Raw genomic sequence first — 18,172 nt, 5'->3', positions numbered from 1 at the left:
GCCGGGGGTCACGGGGTGACGACCCCCTTGCGGCGGATCACCAGGGCCATCAGGGCCGCCATCGCGCACAGGGCCCCCGCGCCGTACCAGACCAGGTCGTACGAGCCGGTCACGTCCCGGACCACCCCGCCGAGGAAGGCCACCAGGGCCGCCCCCAGCTGGTGCGACGCCAGGACCCAGCCGAAGACGATCGCGCTGTCCTCGCCGTACTGCTCCCGGCACAGGGCCAGGGTCGGCGGGACCGTGGCGACCCAGTCCAGTCCGTAGAAGACGATGAAGAAGACCATCGGCGGATGCACCGTCGGGGCCATCAGCACCGGCAGGAACAGCAGCGAGACACCGCGCAGCGCGTAGTAGACCGCCAGCAGCCTGCGCGCGTCGAAGCGGTCCGTGAGCCAGCCGCTGAAGATCGTGCCGATGACGTCGAAGACGCCGATGACGGCCAGCAGCGAGGCCGCCGCGGGGATCCCCATGCCGTGGTCGTGGGCCGAGGGGACGAAGTACGTGCGGATCAGGCCGTTGGTGGAAGCGCCGCAGATCGCGAACGAGCCCGCCAGCAGCCAGAACGGTCCCGTGCGGGCCGAGGTGAGCAGGACGCGCACGGCGCGGGTAGCGGCGCCCCTGACGGGCGCCGGCTTCTCCACGTACGTGCCGCCGTACGGGGCGAGGCCCACGTCGGCCGGGTGGTCGCGCATCAGGAACCAGACGAACGGGACGACGACGAGCGCCGCCAGCGCGACCGTCACCGAGGCCGGGCGCCATCCGTGGTCGACGACGATCCAGGCGCACAGCGGAAGGAAGATCAGCTGGCCGGAGGCGCCGGCCGCCGTCAGGACGCCGGTCACCAGGCCGCGGCGGGCCACGAACCAGCGGTGGGTGACGGTCGCCGAGAAGGCCATCGCGATCGAGCCGGTGCCCAGGCCGACGAGGAGGCCCCAGTAGAGCATCAGCTGCCAGGACTCCGTCATCCAGACGCTCGCCAGTGCCCCGGCCGCGACCGCGCCGAGTGCGACGACCACGACCCTGCGCATGCCGAAGCGGTCCATCATCGCCGCGGCGAACGGCGCGGTCAGCCCGTACAGCGCCATGTCGAGGGAGACGGCGAGACCGATCTCGCCGCGTGACCAGCCGAACTCCCGGTTGAGCGGGTCGATGAGCAGACCCGGCAGGGAGTTGAAGGCGGCGCCGCCGATGATCGTCACGAAGGCGACGCCGGCGACGATCCACGCACGGTGCACCCGTGGCGGGAAACGGCGGCGGGAGGCGCGCTCGGTCGTCGCGCTGTCAATTGTCCGGGTCACGCCGCTCAGCATCCGGTCGGCAGCCGCCCCCGGACGAGTGGCTGGACGGACACCCTTCGCAGGGATCGGGCCACGGTCAGGGACGCGCGGGGGAGCGCCCGGCCCGCAGGCCGCTGTGGACGGCCCAGGCCAGCGCCGCCCCCACCCCGTACCAGAGCAGGTCCGGGGCGTTGAACGTCGAGCCGAGCACCAGCCGCGCCACCGTGCTCTGCCGCGCCAGATCGGCCGGTACGCCCGTGAGCTGGGCCAGTTCCACCGCCCAGCTGAAGGCCAGTGCGGCGCCCGCGGCCGTCAGCGGCCGCACCCGGGGCACCAGGACGACCACCAGGGCGTGGATCAGCACGGTGTAGAGGGCGTCGCCCGCGTACTTCGCCACGTCCCCGCCCGCCGCCGCGCGGACGCCGAGACCCGCCGCCACGGTCACGATTGCCGCTGCCAGGGCCGTCGCGCGGACGGCGGCGGTGCGGGGGACGGACACACGGGCGGTCTGCTTTTCCTCCATGGCCGGTACGTTTATCAGGCTGTAGCCGGTCCCACCCAATCCGTGGGAGAGCAGGAGCTCAGATGCCGCACCGTGTCGTCGTTCTCGCGCTCGACGGGGTGATCCCCTTCGAACTGGGCATCCCCCAAAGGATCTTCGGACGCGCGCGGAGCCTGGAGGCCCCCGCCACGGGCGAGAAGCTGTACGACGTCGTGACCTGCTCCGTGCGCCCGCCGGGCCCGGTCCGCACCGACGCCGACTTCAGCATCCTGGTCGAGCACGGCCCCGAGGCCCTCGCCACCGGCGACACCCTCGTCGTCCCGGCCTCGTACGAACTCGGCCCGGTGTACGAGGAGGGCCGGCTCACCGACGAACTGGCCGCCGCGCTCGCGTACATCAGGCCGGGGACCCGTATGGTCTCGATCTGCACGGGCGGCTACGTCCTCGCCGCGGCCGGATATCTCGACGGACGCCCCGCCACCACCCACTGGTCCTCGGCCGACCACTTCCAGCGGCTCCACCCGAAGGTCCGGGTCGATCCGGACGTCCTGTTCGTCGACGACGGGGACGTGCTGACCTCGGCCGGTGTGGCCGCCGGGATCGACCTCTGCCTGCACATCGTGCGCCGCGACCACGGCACCGCCGTCGCCAACGACGTCGCCCGCCGCACCGTCGTGCCCCCGCACCGCGACGGCGGTCAGTCGCAGTTCATCCGGCGCCCGCTGCCCGAGGCCGGGCTCGCCACGACGACGGCCGCACGGACCTGGGCGCTCGGACGGCTGGAACAGCCGATCCTGCTGCGCGACATGGCGGGGCAGGAGTCGATGAGCGTGCGCACCTTCACCCGCCGCTTCCGGGAGGAGGTCGGCATCAGCCCCGGGCAGTGGCTCACCCGGCAGAGGGTGGAGCGGGCGCGGCACCTGCTGGAGTCCACCGATCTGTCGATCGACCAGGTGGCACGGGACGCGGGTTTCGGTACGGCCACTTCCCTGCGGCAGCACGTGCAGGCCGCGCTCGGGGTCTCACCCACGGGATACCGGCGGACGTTCCGCTCGACGGTCGCGGGGCGCTGAGCCGCACCCTCAGAGACGGGCCCGGTCGCCGGGCTGCTCCTGGACCACCGGGATCATCACCGGGCCGCCACGGTCGACCTCGCACCAGATCCGCTTTCCGGCGCCCTCCGGCTGCCAGCCCCAGCGGTCCGCCAGGCCGTCCACCAGCTCCAGGCCACGGCCGCCCGTGTCCTCGCCTTTCGCGTGGCGCGGCCGGGGCGGACGGCAGCTGGTGTCGGCCACCTCGACCCGCACCGTCCCCGCCGAACCGGTCGGATCCGCCGTGCCGAACAGCATGCGCAGCACGGCCGGGCAGCCGGTGTGGACCACCGCGTTGGTGACGAGCTCCGAGATCAGCAGGATGAGCGTCTCGGCGAGCGGCTCGTCATCCCCCAGCCCGGACCCGGCCAGCCGCGACCGCGCCCATCTGCGAGCCCTCCCCACCTCCGCGGGATCCGGCCCGACCTCCATCTGCACCTGAAGCACCTGCACCGCTCACACCATCCGAACCGGCGGACACATCGCCTAGCGCCTCCTCAGGGTCACGGAACGTGACGCCTCTGCGAGACAGCATGGTTGACGTACAGTCACCGCAACAAGCGCTTCGGGCATATTCCAGCGCGAAGGAGTACGCGTGGTCCATACTGTGCGACGCGCGCTGCGGAGAGTCGAACAGGAGCGCGCCGACGCCTCGGGGACCGCTTCCCCGTCAGGCCCGTCGCAGCTCCGTGGGCCGCGAGCGGGGCACCGTGGGCCGCCCGGGGCGGCCACAGGGGCCGAACCCGGATCCTCCGGTTCCAGTACCACTCGCATCCAACGGAGCGTACCCGAGCACGGGCCTCTGACTCCGGCCGGTGACGGACCGTTCCGGGGGCGCACCCGTACTTCGGATGCGTTGAGTGACCCGCGACGTACGCTCCGCACGCCCCCCGGTCAGCCACGACCACCCCGGGACCGGCACCGCGGCCCGGCCCGGGAACCGCTGGGACCGGGCCGTGGGCGGGCGTGAACTTCTCACGTCGTTGGGCGTGTTGACGAGTGCCGGTGGGCTAGGGCGTGTTTCGGAAGTAGCGCCGTCCGCCCGGAGGGCGGGGCCGGCGGCGTCTGGTGCGTGCGATCGCAAGGCGGAGGGTCGCCCCGATACTGGTGTATCGGGGTGATCCCGACAACGCGGCGAGCGTGCGTGCCAGACGTCGCCGGACAGGCGGGACTTCCGAAACACGCCCTAGGCGTCGGGCTCGATCACGGTGAAGTACGCGGCGAAGGCGGCGACCGCCTCCGCCTCGGCGATCCGGCCGTCCTGGTCGGTGTCCAGGCTCCGGGCCGCGACGCTCGCGATGTCGCCCGGGGCGCCCAGCACCCGCAGGGCCCGCTCCACCGCGGCGACCGGGGCCGAGGCGGGTGCGGCGGCGGGGGCCGTGTCGGCGGCGACGGCGATCGCCGCGCGCAGGAAGGGGCGTGCGATCTCCGCGAATCGTTCGGGGTTGTCACGCAGCCTCTTCACGGCCCCGCCGACGAACTCCTCCCGGGTGACGCGCTGGTCCCCGTCCACGTCGGCGATGCCCGCCATGCCCTGCCAGAAGGCCTCGGCACCCGTGTAGAGCGACTGGCCCCGGTCGCAGCGGGCCGTCGTACCGAACTCGGAGAGCAGACGGGCCGCGGCGGCGTTGAAATCGGCGCGATCGATGTAGCCGTTGCCGTCCTGGTCGAAGGCGGCGAAGCGGTGGGCGATCTTGCGCTCGTACTCTGCGCTGTCCATGCGGGGAGCGTACGACGCCTGGCGGCGTCACGTGTCACTACGGGTCTTCCGCGGTGTGACAACTTCGCGTCGATCCGGCGGGTCAGGCGGTGAGCGGCCTGGACGTGCCGTCGGTGGCGGCGTCCGTGTCGGGGTAGACCTCGAACAGACGACGTACACCCAGGGCGCCGAGCACCTTGTTGACATGCGAGCCGTCGACCGCGCCGCGGGCCGGGAGGATCAGCCGCAGCCGGCCCCCGCAGGACTTCATGAGACGGCGGGAGGCGATCAGGACGCCGACGCCGCTGGAGTCGCAGAAGAGGACGCCGGAGAGGTCGAGGACGACGTCGTGCTGTCCCGCGGCCACCGCCCCGTGGACGGACTGGCGCACGACGGGTGAACTCACGAGGTCGAGCTCGCCGTGGATCCGCAGCACGGTCCACGCGTCCTGCTCGGTCTCGTACACCTTCAGCGTCACGCGACTCGGCCTCTCGTTCCGGGGGTCTCCGGAGGATCCGGAAGTTTCCGTTCCTCCTCGCGGCTTCCCGCGTCCCCGCCCGCGAAACGCCTTTCCGCTCACCGGCCTGGCACAGGATCGATCCAGAAATGATCACTTCAGGATCGTTGATGTGATCAGGGAGGGCAAGGGGTGAAGCACCTTCTATCATCCGGCGCCACTCGGGGGACGTACTTGCCGCAAAGGTTCGTGCTCGAACTATGCGTCCGACTACATTCGGGGTGACGAGAGGCACAGGGCTGGGGGCTGGATGGCGAAGGACGCACCACCGCGCTGGGACCGCCGGATGCAGCAGCGGCTGGCACGCGGCGAGGCGGCGGCGCTCGGCGAACTCTTCGACCGGTTCGCCGCCCTCGTGCACAGCCAGGCCCATCGCATGCTCGACGACGAGGACGCCGCGGACCAGGTGACGCGCGAGGTCTTCGGCGACGTCTGGGAGAACCCCGACGCGTACGACCCCAGGCACGGCTCCATGCGCTCCTGGGTGGCGCGGCTCACCCACCGCCGGTCCGTGCAGCGGCTCCGCGGGACCCACGGCGGGACCGAGGGGCCCGACGCCGACGCGCGGGCCGAGGAGCTGGACCACAGGGTGCTCAAGGCAACCGCCGCGGCCCGCGCCGACTACATCGTCGCCTCCATGCCCGCGCCGCTGCGCGCCGCCCTGGAGCTCGCGTACGTGCAGCGCCGGGACTACCGGCAGGCCGCCGCCGACCTCGGCGTCACCGGGGACGAGGCCAGGCGCCGGCTGCGGCTCGGCCTCCAGCTGCTCGCCACCGCGAACACCCTGCCGTCGGCGGACTCGGCGCCTCCCGGATACGGGCCGACACCATGAACGGGGGCCACGACGGCGACGGCCGTGACGGGGAGCAGCCGGTCGAGCGGCGCATACCGGGCCCCCGGGCGCCCGCGGACGACCGGGAGAAGCTGCCTCCCGTACGGTCCCGGGGCGCGGAGCCACCGGAACCGCCCGAGCCGCCCGGACCGCCGGAGCCGCCGCTCCCCCACAAGGTGCTGAAGTCCCTGCTCGGCGCCTGGGCCCTGGCCGCCTGCTCCGCCGAGGAGACGGACGCCGTCGAGGAGCACCTCACCTCGTGCGTACCCTGCGCCGAAGAAGGGCGACGACTGCGCGACGCCGTGGGGCTGCTGCACACCGACGGCACCCTGGACCTGGACCCGATGCTCCGGTCCCGGGTCCTGGAGGGCTGTCTCGGCCGCCGCCCGGCGCACATCCCCGTCCCGGCCTGGGCCGCTCCGTACGACGCGGAGACCGCACGGCTCGACGCGCTGCTGCGGGACATCGGCGATGCGGAGTGGCACGCGCCGGTACGGCTGAAGTGGTTCGAGTCCGACCGGCAGGTGAACCGCAGGACCACGGTCGCCGGGGTCATCGGCCATCTGATGGCCGTCGACGGTCTGGTGTCCAGGGCGCTCGATCTGGACGACCCGCTCGGCAAGGGTGACCCTCCTCCGACGCCGGCCGGACGCACCGAGACGTGCTGGTCGGGCCCTGCCCGGCCGCTCACCCGGGCCGTACGGGAGCCCTGGCGTGACCAGAGCCATTCCCTCATCCGTACGGTGTCGTTCGCCGGCCGCGCCATCGCGGAGCGCTCCGTCCCGTACGGGCACTTCGCCCTTCCGCTGCAGGACTCGCTCCTGGAGCGGGCCTTCGAGTGCTGGATGCACGGCGGCGACATCGCGGACGCGGTGGACTACCCCTACGAGCCGCCCGCCGCCGCCCATCTCCACCGGATGATCGACCTGGCGGCCAGGCTGCTGCCCGCCACCCTCGCCGGACGCCGCCGCGCGGGGCTGGCCGCACCGGCCCGTCACCTGGTCACCGCCGGGTCGCCGGGCCGCTCCCTCCATCTGGAGGTCGAGGGGCGCGGTGGCGGCGACTGGTACATCGCGCTCGACTCACCGGCCGCCCTCGGCTCCCCCGCCCACACGGTCGCGCAGGTGGCGCTCGACGGGGTGGAGTTCTGCAGGCTGGTCGCCGGCCATGTGCCGCCGGTCGAAGCCGCGGCCGGCCAGCAGGGCGACCGTGAGGCGATCCGCGACGTCCTGTTCGCCGCGGCCTCCCTCAGCCGGCTGTGATCACGGCCCTCAGGCGAAGACGACCGTACGGCGGCCGTTGAGCAGGATGCGCTGCTCCGCGTGCCACTTGACCGCGCGGGCCAGCGCCTGGCACTCCACGTCGCGTCCGATGGCGACGAGCTGGTCCGGCGTGACGCCGTGCCCGACGCGCTCGACCTCCTGCTCGATGATCGGCCCCTCGTCGAGGTCGGCGGTCACGTAGTGCGCCGTCGCGCCGATCAGCTTCACACCGCGCGCATGGGCCTGGTGGTAGGGCTTCGCGCCCTTGAAACTCGGCAGGAAGGAGTGGTGGATGTTGATGATCCGGCCGCTCAGCTGCTTGCAGAGATCGTCCGAGAGCACCTGCATGTAGCGCGCCAGGACGACGAGTTCGACGTTCTCCCCACGGACCAGCTCCAGCAGCTGCGCCTCGGCCTCCGCCTTGTTCTCCCTGTTCACGGGGATGTGCCGGAAGGGGACGCCGTACGAGGCGACGAGCTCGGCGAAGTCCGTGTGGTTGGAGACGACCGCCACGATCTCGACGGGCAGGGCGCCGGTGCGGGAGCGGAACAGCAGGTCGTTGAGGCAGTGCCCGAACTTGCTGACCATCAGCACGATCCGCATCCGGTCGCTCGCCCGGTGGATCTGCCACTCCATCCGGAACGAGTCCCCGATCGCGGCGAAGCCGGCCCGCAGCCTGTCCACGGTGACCGTGGCGTCCGCGGAGAAGTGGACGCGCATGAAGAAGAGACCGGTGTCGCGGTCGCCGAACTGCTGGCTGTCCTCGATGTTGCAGCCGGTCATGAAGAGATAGCTCGACACGGCGTGCACGATGCCCTGCTTGTCAGGGCAGGAGAGCGTGAGGACGTACTGCTCGGCGGCGGTGTCCGAGGCAGCGGGTACGGGTTCGGCGGGCTGCGGCGCGGTCATCCACGTAGAGTGCCACACCGCCCGCCGGTCACGCCGATCCGGTCATGATGCGGAGCACGTCCAAGGACTTGGGCGGGGTGTCGGGGTCCTCCGCGTCATTGGTGGCGAGCATCACATGGGCCTCGCGGGCGGCCACGACCGCCTCCTGCCAGCCCGGGTGCTCCAGATAGGCGGAAACCGGGGCGTCGGCACCTATCTGGTGCATGATGCGCAGCACCCGCAGGGCGGCGACGTCCACGAGGGCCGCCTCGGCGGAGTCGCGGAAGATCGTCCCCACGTACTTCTCGGCGGACCAGTTGTCCAGCCAGGTGTCCTCGACCAGGCGGTACACGGCGTCGGTGACGTCCCCGTACCCTTCCCGGCCGGCCAGCCAGCACTCGTGGTGGAAGACGGGGTCGGAGAGCATGTGCAGCGCCGAGCGCACGTTGCTGCGCCAGCGCCACCACGGCATGTCGTTGAGCGGCATGCCGCCCATGGTGGAGGAGCGACGGCCGCGACGGGAAGTGTTCTCGGAACCTTGCTGCACGGTTGCCGATCGTACGTTCCCTCCCGGCGTCCGTGGGCGGCCCCCCGTAATTCACCTCGATGTCACCGTGCCGTGACCGGAGCACGCTGCGGCGTTACCCGTGAACCGCGAGAGTTCGTTGCCATGACCGGACGGCGACGCCTCACCACCCCCCGCCCCTGCAAGCTCCTCACGACGGTGGCGGCCGGGGCGCTGCTGATATCCGGCTGCGGGATCGTCCCTGGACTCCCGGGGGACTCCGGGGAGCCCGTCACCGTGATGACCTGGGCCCCCGACGCCGTCCGGGCCGACACGGTGAACATGGCGGGCATGCCGGCCATGGCGAGGACCTACGCCCGCTGGATCAACGAGAAGGGCGGGATCGACGGCCACGAACTCCGGGTGCTCACCTGCAACGAGCAGGACACCGCGGCCGGGGCCTCGAAGTGCGCCCGGCGGGCGGCCGACGAGGACGTCGCGGCGGTCGTCGGCGCGTACAGCCGGCACGGCCGGGCGTTCCTGGCTCCGCTGGAGGCGGCCGGGATCCCGTACATCGGCGGCTACGGCGCCTCCGCCGACGAATTCACCAGCTATCTCTCCTACCCGGTCAACGGCGGCCAGCCGGCGCTCGTCGCGGGTAACGGCGAGCAGCTGGCGGCCAGTTGCGAGCGGGTGTCGCTCGTGCGGCCCGACACCCTGGTCGGCGACACCATGCCCGGGCTCCTCGACTCGAGCCTCGGCCGGAGCAAGCGCCCCGCGTCCTACGACATCAGCACGGCCGAGGAGGCCACCTCGTACGACGCCGAGGCGGCGAAGGCTCTCGACCACGCGAGCGACGGCTGTGTGACCGCGGTGCTCGGCAAGGACACGGAGACGTTCTTCGACTCCTTCCGCAGGCTCGAGCCCGAGGGCAGCGAGGTGCGGATCTCCTCGGTGCTCGGCAGCGTCGGCCAGGGCCTCATCGACCGCACGGGCGGACCGGACAGCCCCTTCGAGGGGGCCCTCGTCACCGGCTGGTACCCGGAGTCCGGCGACGCCCGCTGGAACGAGATGCGCGAGGTGATCCGGAAGTACGCCTTCGGGGACAACCGGATCGATCCGTCGGACACGGGCGTACAGACGACCTGGATCGCGTACACCGCGCTCAAGGCGGTCGTCGAGGCGATGGACCAGCCGGACATCACGGCGGGCGGTATCTCCGTCAGCCTCAACCGCGGCACCGAGGTGGACACCGGCGGCCTCACCCCGGTCCTGCGCTGGCGCTTCCAGGACATGGTCGGCACGGCCGCCTACGGGCGCATCGTCAATGGGCGGGTGACGTTCCAGGTAGTCCGGGACGGACGTCTCACCGCCGAGAAGAAGGGCTTCGTGGACGTCACGCAGACCCTCGTGGACACCCGCGCGGGCGGCTGAGACACGCTCCGGCCCCTCGGTGCGGTGTCCGGGGCGGACACCGCACGGGGAAGCCGCCGTGTCAGAGCTGCGTGGGTGCGCGCTCGGTCAGCTCGTACTTCCGCGCGATGTCGTTCCACAGGCCCGAGGCCTCGCGCTTCTGGATGGTGGCGTCACTGCTCGACGCCTCGGCCCGGGCGGTCGCTCCGGTCGAGCGGGCCTTGCCGCCCTTGCAGACCTTCTTGTCGTTCTTGGCCTGGCCGGCCCACGTGGCGTAGTGGTCGTCGGCCTCCGCCGACGCCTGCCAGGCCTTGGTCAGGGAGGCTTTCAGCTCGGCGTTGCCGGGCAGTTGGTCGACACTCAGCGCCTCGAGCTGGGTCACCAGCCCACGGCGCTGCTCCGCGGCGCCCGTCAGGTCGGTGGCCGCCTGGTCGAGCGCCCGGCAGCCCTTGATCTTCTCCACGGCGCTGATCACCGCCGAGCGGCTGTCGTTGCTGTCGGCGAGCAGCTTGTCGAGCGCCTCGGCCTGGGGCTTCGCGGGGTCCTCCGGCTCCTGCCCGGCCGTGTCGCCCGCGGATGAACTCTGCGCTGCCACCGGCTGCTTGTCGTCCGAGGTCTTGTCCCCGCCGCTCATCAGCGCGCCCGCGCCGAGCCCGATGACGGCGCAGCCGATGACGACGGCCGCGATCAGCGGGACGGCCGCGGACCGCTTGCGCGGCGGCGGCGCGCCGTGGTCCTGGTCCGGCTCCTGTCCGCCGTGGAGGCCCTGCAGGCCCGACTGGTAGGGCTGGGCGCCCTGCGGCGGCTGCTGAGCGGCCTGGTGCGGCTGCTGGGGCCGGCGCGGCTGCTGGGGCCGCTGCTGCTGACGCCCGTCGAAGTGCGGCATCTGCTGTGTGGGGCCCGCGGGCGCCTCGCTGCGGAAGAGGCTGTCGAACTCCGCGGGCGGCTGCCGGTCGCCCGGAGCTCCCGGCCGGATCCCGTACGGAGCACCTCCGGGCACGGGGGGTATGTACTGGGTCGCGTCCGCGTCGGACGGCTGGGCGGGGGCGGCGGACTGCCCCAGGTACTGGGTGGACTCCGCCGGGTTCTCGGGCGGCAGCCCTCCGGGGAGAGGGCCGCCGGGGACGGGTGCGATGTACTGCGTGGCGTCCGTGTCCCCGCCCTGCCCCCCGGGACCGGCCTCGGGCGGCAGGGGCTGGGCGTACGTCTGCGACTGCTGGTACTGCTGGTACGAGTCCTGCTGGTACGGGCCACCCTGCTGGGGCGCGTACTGCTGCTGCGCGGGCTGGTACGGCCCGTGCTGCGGCTGCTGGTACGCACCCTGCTGGGGCTGCTCCGGTGGCAGCTGCCCCGGTGGCGGTCCGTCCTGGTGGGCGGCCTGCGGCCCCCAGGGCCGGCCCCACGGCTGTCCGCCCGCGGGGACGGCCTGGTCCGGCTGCCCGCCCGCCGGTCCCCCCGTGTTCCAGGGGGCACCGCCCTCCGCGGGCAGCACGACACCCTCGTGTGCGGGCCGTACAGCGGGAAGCTGCGGCTCGTCACCCTGTCCGCTCTGCGTCGTCACCGGGACTCCTACGTGTGAACCTATGGAATCGTCGGCTCACGCTACCGGGTGCCCGGAGCCCGGCGCCAAGCGCCCGAGCGCGCTCACCACCCCTTCACACAGCCGGTGAGAACAGCGGGTAACACCTGAGGCGCCCACGGCGCTGTTCATGGTCGACCCGCCCAGGACCCGTGCCGGGTCGGGCGCCGGTCAGGCGGCCTGGAGCTCCAGCCTGGCACCGAACTCCCGGACCGCGGGCTCGTTCGCGTACGGCTCGAACCGCTGCTGGAGGTCGTCGAGATATTCGGCACCGCGGCTGGAGCGCACCGTCGCCAGCAGTTCCATCGCGCGCAGCCCCGTGTGGCACGCCTGCTCCACCTCACGCTGCTGCACCTGTGCCGTGGCCAGCAGTACCAGGCCGATGCCCCGGCGCCGGGTCCGGGACTCCGGGAGGGCCGCCAGGGATTCCTTCGCCCGGCGGGCGGCCGGCTCGGCCTGCCCCAGGTCCCGGTGGCAGTGGGCCAGCTCGTCGGCGAGATAACCCGCGTCGAAGTGGGCGATCCACACGGGGTCGTCCCCCTTCTCCGGGTCGGCCTGCTCCAGGGCGGCCACCGCCCGGCCCGCCGCGGCCTGGCAGGTGCGGGCATCGCCCATCAGGGCATGCCCCCGGGCCTCCGCCGCGTGGAACATCGCCTCCGCCCGCGGGGTCACACGTCCCCGCGCGCCCTCCTGCGCGGCCCGCGCCAACTGGGCGATCTCGCGCGGATTGCCGAGCTGGGCCGCGAGATGGCTCATCGAAGCGGCCAGCACGTAGCCCCCGTACGCCCGGTCGCCCGCGGCCTGGGCCAGACGCAGCGCCTGGATGTAGTACCGCTGGGCCAGCCCCGGCTGACCGGTGTCGACGGCCATGTACCCGGCGAGCTCGGTGAGTCTGGCGGCCGCGCCGAACAGCTCGCGGCCGACCGATTCACGGTACGAACCCGAAAGGAGCCCGGACACCACGCTGTTGAGGTAGTGCACCAGGACGGGCCGCACATGTCCGCTGCCGAAGCGGTGGTCCAGGTCGACGAGCGCGGCCGTCATCGCCCGCACCGCCGCCACGTCCGGCGTGCCGACCCGGCTCCCGGCCGTCCGCGCCACCTGCGGGTCGGCGCCCGTGATCAGCCAGTCGCGGCTGGGTTCGACCAGGGCGGAGGCCGCCACCGCCGAGCCGGACAGCAGGTCGCGGCGGCCCACGTCACTGCGCCACAGCTCGCAGACCTGCTCGATGGCGCCGAGCACGGTGGGCGCGAACTGCAGACCGACGCCGGAGGCCAGGCTCTTGCCGTTGGCCATGCCGATCTCGTCGATCGTGACCGTGCGGCCGAGTTTGCGCCCGATCGCCTCGGCGATGATTCCCGGCGCCCTGCCGCGTGGTTGCTGTCCGCGCAACCAGCGGGCCACGGAGGTCTTGTCGTAGCGGAGATCGAGCCCCCGCTCCGCCCCGACCATGTTGACCCGTCGTGCGAGACCGGCGTTGGAACACGCCGCCTCCTGGATGAGCGTCTGGAGCCGTTCGTTCGGCTGGCGGGCGACGAGAGGCCTGGCTGCCATGTGTTTTCCCCCTGAGGACCGCAGTGATTCGGAGAAGGCATCACTGCCCGGCACGGGACAAGAAATGCGCATATTCATCTGTATCGGGTCGAGCGGTGGTGAGTTGGCGCAGTCCTGCAAGTGGTTACCCGTGCATCGGTGCGCTTCCTCCCACGCGCCCCCGTCCATGCACCCGTGCGCCCCACGTGCAGGATCGATCCGCCGCGAAGGGCGCACGCTCGCCCGTAACCCCAGGTGACGCCGGTAGTTGAGTGGGGCGTGGAAGAGACCATCGGAGTGACGGAAGCCCCCCAGGTCCCCCGGCAGCGAGGTGAACAGCTCCTCGAGGCCGCGGCCTGGTACGCCCAGGAGCGGCACTGGGACGTGTTCCCGGGCGCCTGGCTCGAGACCGTCGGCGGGACGGAGTGCTGCTCGTGCGGCGACACCGGCTGCGCCGCGCCCGGAGCCCACCCCACCCGGCCGGACTGGGCGGGCCAGGCGACCGGCAGCGCCGCCGCGGCCCGCCGGATGTGGTCCGGGCAGCCCGAGTCGTCGGTCCTCATGCCCACCGGCCGGACGTTCGACGCGCTGGACGTGCCGGAGTCCGCCGGTTTCCTGGCCCTGGCCCGGATGGAGCGGATGGGCCTCACGCTCGGCCCGGTGACCCGCACCCCGGACCGCCGCATGCTGTTCTTCGCCCTGCCGGGCGCCGCCGCCAAGGCCCCTGGGCTCGTACGGCAACTGGGCTGGGACACCGAGGCGATCGGCATGGTGGGACGCGGTGAGGGCGATTACGTGGCCGGGCCGCCGACCCGGGTCGCGGGGCGCGGCGCCGTGCAGTGGGCCCGCCGCCCCTCCCGCGCCAATCTGTGGCTGCCCGAAGCGGACGAGCTGATCACCCCGCTCGCGTACGCCTGCGCCAGGGAGGCGGCCGACGCCCGGACACGTCTTTCGTAGGGTGGTCCCCACACGCGGGGATATCGAAAGGCAGTGCCATGCCGGACCAGGCGGACAGTTCGGGCGGGACGGACACGGCGGGTGCGGCTCCGACGCCTCCGCCCGCCGTGCGGGTGGCGGGGCTCTGGAAGCGGTTCGGGGAACAGGTCGCGGTCGCCGGTATCGATCTGGAGCTGCCCGCGGGCAAGTTCATCGGCCTGGTGGGCCCCAACGGCGCGGGGAAGACCACCACGCTGTCGATGGTGACCGGGCTGCTCAGGCCCGACATGGGCCGGATCGAGGTCGGCGGCCACGACGTGTGGCGGGACCCGGTCGAGGTGAAGTCCCGGATCGGGGTGCTCCCTGAAGGCCTGCGGCTCTTCGAGCGGCTCTCGGGACGTGAACTCCTGGCCTACACGGGCCGGTTGCGCGGTCTTCCGGGCGCCGAGGTGGACAAGCGGGCCACCCAGCTCCTTGACGTCCTGGATCTCGCGGGGGCCCAGCACAAGCTGGTCGTGGACTACTCGACCGGGATGCGCAAGAAGATCGGACTGGCGTCCGCCCTGCTGCACAACCCTGAAGTCCTCTTCCTCGACGAACCGTTCGAGGGCGTCGACCCGGTGTCGGCGCAGACCATCCGCGGAGTGCTGGAGCGCTACACCCGTTCCGGCGCGACCGTGGTCTTCTCCAGCCACGTCATGGAACTCGTCGAGTCCCTCTGCGACTGGGTGGCCGTCATGGCGGCGGGACGGATCCGGGCCCAGGGCACGCTGACGGAGGTACGCGGCGAGGCGGCCTCCCTGCAGGACGCCTTCCTCGAACTGGTCGGCGCGGGCGCCCGGGACACCGGGGAGTCCCTGGACTGGCTGGGCGGTGCCCGATGACGGTCCTGGACGCCGCCCCCACGGGTCCCGCCGTCCCGGCCGTACGTGGTCAGGGCCTCGTCCCCGTCTTCGTACGGCTCAAGCTGACGCTGCTGCGCAACGGGCTGCGCCAGTCGTCCGGCCGGCGGGCCGCCTATGTCGCGTCCCTCGTGGTCACCCTGCTGCTCGCGGTGGGCCAGGTGATCGGCCTGGTCGCCCTCCGTGGCCATGCGCAGGCCGGCACCCTGGTGGTGCTGCTGACCGCGGTGGTGGCGCTGGGCTGGGCGGTCATGCCGCTGTTCTTCCCGAGCGGTGACGAGACCCTGGACCCGAGCCGGCTGGTGATGCTCCCGCTGCGGCCCCGCCCGCTGATCGGTGCGCTGCTCGTGGCCTCGCTGATCGGCATCGGTCCGCTCTTCACGCTCGCCCTGGCCCTCGGCTCGGTGGTCGCGGTGGCGCACGGCGTCGGGGCGGTGGTGTTCGCGGTGGTCGCCGTACCGCTGACGCTGCTGGTCTGTGCGGCGCTGGCACGGTCCGTCGCCACGGCCAACATCCGGCTGCTGACCTCGCGCAAGGGCCGCGACCTCGCGGTGCTCAGCGGGCTGGTGATCGCGGTGGGCATCCAGTTCGTCAGCTTCGGCGCGCAGAGCCTGGGCCGGGCGGGCGGGCTGTCCTCGCTCGAACCGGTCGTGGACGTGGTGCGCTGGGTGCCGCCGGCCGCGGCGCTCGGGGCCGTGAGTTCCGCCTCGGACGGGGCGTACGGGACGGCGCTCGGGCAGCTGCTGCTCTCGGTGCTCGCGCTGGGCGGCCTGATGTGGCTGTGGGAGCGGAGCCTGGTGAAGCTGATGACGTCGCCGGACGGCTCCACGGTCGCCGCCGCCGAGCCGTCCGCCGGCCGGTCCGGCGCGGACCGCTCCGGTCTCTTCTCGCTGCTCCCCGACGGGCGTACGGCCACGGTGATGCAGCGGAGCCTGCGGTACGTCGTACGGGATCCGAAGACGAAGGCGGCCTGGGTGTCGGCGCTGGCGATCGGTCTGATCGTGCCGGTGCTCAACGCGGCGCAGGGATCGGGGTCGGCGTATTTCGCGTGCTTCGCGGCCGGGATGCTCGGCATGCAGATGTACAACCAGTTCGGGCAGGACACCTCGGCCTTCTGGATGGTGGCCCTGTCGGTCTCCACGACCCGGGACGCCTATCTCGAACTACGGGCGCGGGCACTGGCCCTGCTGCTGATCACCCTGCCGTACACGGTCCTGGTGACGGTGGTGACCTCGGCGGTGCTCGGGGACTGGGCGGCACTGCCGGGGGTGATGGGGCTGTCGTTCGCCCTGCTCGGCGCGATGCTGGCGACCGGCGCCCTGGCCTCGGCGCTGTTCCCGTACTCGATCCCGCAGGACGGGGCGTTCAAGAACGTGGTGCCGGGGCAGGCCGGGCTCGCCTGGATCTCCGTCCTCGGCGGCATGGTGGCGGCCGCGGTGCTCAGCGGGCCTGTGATCGGGCTGACGATCTGGCTGCACATGGCGGACCAGCAGGGGCAGTTGTGGCTGCTGCTGCCGGTGGGCGCGGTGTACGGGGCGTTCATCGGGTGGCTGGGCGTACGGCTGGCCGCGCCGCGCGCGGCGGACCGGCTCCCGGAGATCCTCGCCGCGGTCAGCAAGGGCTGAGCGGACAGCTCACGAGGCTCCGGGCTTCGGGGCTTCCGGGTTCAGGGGCTGACGGTCTCCCGGTCGTCCCGGAAGTCCTCGGCGAGCTGCTCCAGGAAGGGCTCCACCGCCCTGCGCCAGCCCTCCGGGCGGTCGTAGTGGACGAGATGGCCGGCGTCCTCCACCTCCGCGTACTGCCCGCGCGGCAGGACGCGGACCATCTCCTGGGCCTCGGCCCTGCCCAGCTCCCCGTCGATACCGCGCAGGACCAGGGTGGGGCAGCGCACTTGCGCCAGCTCCTCCCAGTGGGCGTCGTAGACCCAGGTGGCCCGGGACGTCAGCATCTGCTCCTGGGAGAAGACGGGCCGCCAGCCGTCGGAACTCTCGGCCATCACCTCCGCGAAGAACTCACCACGGGAGGGGTTGGGCCGCTCCACCCAGGGGTCGTCCTCGCCGAACCACTTCCGCACCTCGGCGAGCGTCGCGAAGGGGAGCGGCCAGGACCTGAACCAGTCCTCCCATTCGCGCTGCGAGGCCGCCCCGGGTGCGGAGGCCCGCATGTCGCAGATGATCAGCGCCTTGACGAGATCGGGGCGCTTCGCCGCGAGCTGCCATGCGGTGAGCGCACCCATCGAGTGCCCGATGAGGGTGACGGGAGCGAGGTCGAGCTGTTCGATCGCGGCCTCGACGTCCGCGACGTAGGCGTCGCGGGTGTACGGGCCGTCGGCCGGCTTCTCGCTGCGCCCGTGACCACGCTGGTCGAGGCCCACCGGCCGGTGGCGCTCGGAGAGCCAGCGGGCGGTGGAGGCCCAGTGCGCCGCCCGGCCCATCAGCCCGTGGAGCAGCAAGATCCCGGGGGCCTGTGCGACCTCCGCACGCTCTTTGGGCGGGTCGGCGAACTCCCAGGCCGCGAGGCGTACGCCGTCGGATCCGGTCACATCGATGCGTCGCACCATAGTTCTGGCACCCCCTTCTGCTCCTCGCTCACCGTGTGTTCGCGCATGCCAGACTATCGAACATTTATTCGAACACTCGCTTCCGGCTCGCAACATCCCACGTTCGAGTGACAACGGTTCAGGATTGGCGACGGCCCCCCAGGGGAGACCTTCTCCAGGAAGCGGACCGCTCGGGGACAGGGGTTCGCGGGGACTGACTTCGAGAGCTCGGGGCTCCAGGTCAGCGCAGGGGAGGACCGGCCCCGGCACCTTCGGGCGCCGGGGCCGTCCCCTGTTCCGGAACACACGGGTCCGCGCTCACGGCGGACCACCGGAGCGCGAAGACTCACCGGAGCGCGAAGGCTCACCGGGGCGCGAAGACTCACCGGAGCGCGAACGCCCGCCGGGGCGGTGTGCACACCCCGCACGGCCATGAAGGCGCCGGAAAGCGCGAGTACCTCGGACAGCGCGAGGGCCTCGGACAACCCGGCAGGCACCTCGCGGTGCGCGTGCCAGTACGACGGGCGCATTCCCTGCTCCCTCCCCGACCGCGCGGCAGTGTCCGCCGGCACCCTCAGGTCACATGCCTGGCCACAGCCTGGCACGCGTTTCGCCCGGGCGCTGCGATTCCGGGCGGAAAACAGAAAGCGGGCTTACCCGCTCAGATCTGCACGTGCATGCGCACCGGCTCCTG

At 72.4% G+C, this 18,172-nt stretch carries 17 protein-coding genes; 7 read left to right on the top strand and 10 right to left on the bottom strand.

Features of this window, described 5'->3' with window-relative positions; translation table 11 throughout:
• Positions 1 to 8: 8 nt before the first annotated feature.
• Together ACFYQ5_RS18630 and ACFYQ5_RS18625 are read right to left on the bottom strand one after the other, a co-directional pair.
• Complete coding sequence (locus tag ACFYQ5_RS18630; protein ID WP_389198658.1) at positions 9 to 1,313, bottom strand: MFS transporter; 1,305 nt, start codon at positions 1,311 to 1,313, stop codon at positions 9 to 11.
• 64 nt (positions 1,314 to 1,377) lie between these two features.
• Positions 1,378 to 1,803 carry a DUF2809 domain-containing protein gene (locus tag ACFYQ5_RS18625; RefSeq protein WP_389198656.1) on the bottom strand — a complete coding sequence of 142 codons (426 nt, stop codon included), beginning with the start codon at positions 1,801 to 1,803 and terminating at the stop codon, positions 1,378 to 1,380.
• 62 nt (positions 1,804 to 1,865) lie between these two features.
• On the opposite strand from ACFYQ5_RS18625, the gene ACFYQ5_RS18620 reads away from it, so the two are divergent.
• Complete coding sequence (locus ACFYQ5_RS18620) at positions 1,866 to 2,855, top strand: GlxA family transcriptional regulator (RefSeq protein ID WP_389198654.1); 990 nt, start codon at positions 1,866 to 1,868, stop codon at positions 2,853 to 2,855.
• 9 nt (positions 2,856 to 2,864) lie between these two features.
• Here the strand turns inward: ACFYQ5_RS18620 and ACFYQ5_RS18615 are convergent, their stop codons facing one another.
• From ACFYQ5_RS18615 to ACFYQ5_RS18605, 3 genes are all read right to left on the bottom strand, one after another.
• A complete protein-coding gene (locus tag ACFYQ5_RS18615; protein ID WP_389198652.1) occupies positions 2,865 to 3,326 on the bottom strand; it encodes an ATP-binding protein in 462 nt (153 codons plus the stop codon).
• A gap of 733 nt (positions 3,327 to 4,059) precedes the next feature.
• Positions 4,060 to 4,593, bottom strand: a complete 534-nt coding sequence (locus tag ACFYQ5_RS18610) for an EF-hand domain-containing protein (protein ID WP_389198650.1) — start codon at positions 4,591 to 4,593, stop codon at positions 4,060 to 4,062.
• A gap of 82 nt (positions 4,594 to 4,675) precedes the next feature.
• The gene (locus ACFYQ5_RS18605) at positions 4,676 to 5,050 is read right to left on the bottom strand and encodes an STAS domain-containing protein (RefSeq protein WP_389198649.1); all 375 of its coding nucleotides are present in this window, start codon (positions 5,048 to 5,050) and stop codon (positions 4,676 to 4,678) included.
• 289 nt (positions 5,051 to 5,339) lie between these two features.
• Between ACFYQ5_RS18605 and ACFYQ5_RS18600 the strand changes: the two genes are divergently transcribed.
• Positions 5,340 to 5,921, top strand: a complete 582-nt coding sequence (locus tag ACFYQ5_RS18600; protein ID WP_389198647.1) for an RNA polymerase sigma factor — start codon at positions 5,340 to 5,342, stop codon at positions 5,919 to 5,921.
• A complete protein-coding gene (locus ACFYQ5_RS18595) occupies positions 5,918 to 7,183 on the top strand; it encodes a maleylpyruvate isomerase N-terminal domain-containing protein (RefSeq protein WP_389198645.1) in 1,266 nt (421 codons plus the stop codon). The genes ACFYQ5_RS18600 and ACFYQ5_RS18595 overlap by 4 nt, the downstream gene beginning before the upstream one ends.
• A gap of 9 nt (positions 7,184 to 7,192) precedes the next feature.
• Here the strand turns inward: ACFYQ5_RS18595 and purU are convergent, their stop codons facing one another.
• Complete coding sequence (gene purU, locus ACFYQ5_RS18590) at positions 7,193 to 8,092, bottom strand: formyltetrahydrofolate deformylase (protein WP_389198643.1); 900 nt, start codon at positions 8,090 to 8,092, stop codon at positions 7,193 to 7,195.
• A gap of 28 nt (positions 8,093 to 8,120) precedes the next feature.
• Positions 8,121 to 8,567 (bottom strand): hypothetical protein, encoded by a 447-nt coding sequence (locus ACFYQ5_RS18585; RefSeq protein WP_389198752.1) that lies wholly within the window; start codon positions 8,565 to 8,567, stop codon positions 8,121 to 8,123.
• A 174-nt stretch (positions 8,568 to 8,741) separates the two neighbouring features.
• Here ACFYQ5_RS18585 and ACFYQ5_RS18580 point away from each other — a divergent pair, with 174 nt between their 5' ends.
• Complete coding sequence (locus tag ACFYQ5_RS18580; RefSeq protein ID WP_389198641.1) at positions 8,742 to 10,010, top strand: ABC transporter substrate-binding protein; 1,269 nt, start codon at positions 8,742 to 8,744, stop codon at positions 10,008 to 10,010.
• 61 nt (positions 10,011 to 10,071) lie between these two features.
• Here the strand turns inward: ACFYQ5_RS18580 and ACFYQ5_RS18575 are convergent, their stop codons facing one another.
• Positions 10,072 to 11,550: a hypothetical protein gene (locus tag ACFYQ5_RS18575; RefSeq protein ID WP_389198639.1), complete on the bottom strand. Its 1,479-nt coding sequence runs from the start codon at positions 11,548 to 11,550 to the stop codon at positions 10,072 to 10,074.
• Positions 11,551 to 11,739: 189 nt separating this feature from the next.
• Positions 11,740 to 13,122: a transcriptional regulator gene (locus tag ACFYQ5_RS18570; RefSeq protein ID WP_389198637.1), complete on the bottom strand. Its 1,383-nt coding sequence runs from the start codon at positions 13,120 to 13,122 to the stop codon at positions 11,740 to 11,742.
• 258 nt (positions 13,123 to 13,380) lie between these two features.
• On the opposite strand from ACFYQ5_RS18570, the gene ACFYQ5_RS18565 reads away from it, so the two are divergent.
• The 3 genes from ACFYQ5_RS18565 to ACFYQ5_RS18555 are packed head-to-tail and all read left to right on the top strand — an operon-like array spanning position 13,381 to position 16,564.
• On the top strand, positions 13,381 to 14,058 hold the full coding sequence (locus ACFYQ5_RS18565) for a bifunctional DNA primase/polymerase (RefSeq protein WP_389198636.1): 678 nt from the start codon (positions 13,381 to 13,383) through the stop codon (positions 14,056 to 14,058).
• Positions 14,059 to 14,096: 38 nt separating this feature from the next.
• Entirely contained in the window at positions 14,097 to 14,921 is an 825-nt protein-coding gene (locus tag ACFYQ5_RS18560; RefSeq protein WP_389198634.1) for an ABC transporter ATP-binding protein, read from the top strand.
• The gene (locus tag ACFYQ5_RS18555) at positions 14,918 to 16,564 is read left to right on the top strand and encodes a transporter (protein ID WP_389198632.1); all 1,647 of its coding nucleotides are present in this window, start codon (positions 14,918 to 14,920) and stop codon (positions 16,562 to 16,564) included. The genes ACFYQ5_RS18560 and ACFYQ5_RS18555 overlap by 4 nt, the downstream gene beginning before the upstream one ends.
• A gap of 41 nt (positions 16,565 to 16,605) precedes the next feature.
• On the opposite strand, the gene ACFYQ5_RS18550 is transcribed toward ACFYQ5_RS18555, so the two are convergent.
• A complete protein-coding gene (locus ACFYQ5_RS18550) occupies positions 16,606 to 17,499 on the bottom strand; it encodes an alpha/beta fold hydrolase (protein WP_389198631.1) in 894 nt (297 codons plus the stop codon).
• Positions 17,500 to 18,172 lie beyond the last annotated feature (673 nt).

Source organism: Streptomyces sp. NPDC005794 (genome assembly GCF_042871445.1).
In the GTDB taxonomy this organism is placed as follows: domain Bacteria; phylum Actinomycetota; class Actinomycetes; order Streptomycetales; family Streptomycetaceae; genus Streptomyces.
This window is presented reverse-complemented; position numbering and strand designations above follow the sequence as displayed.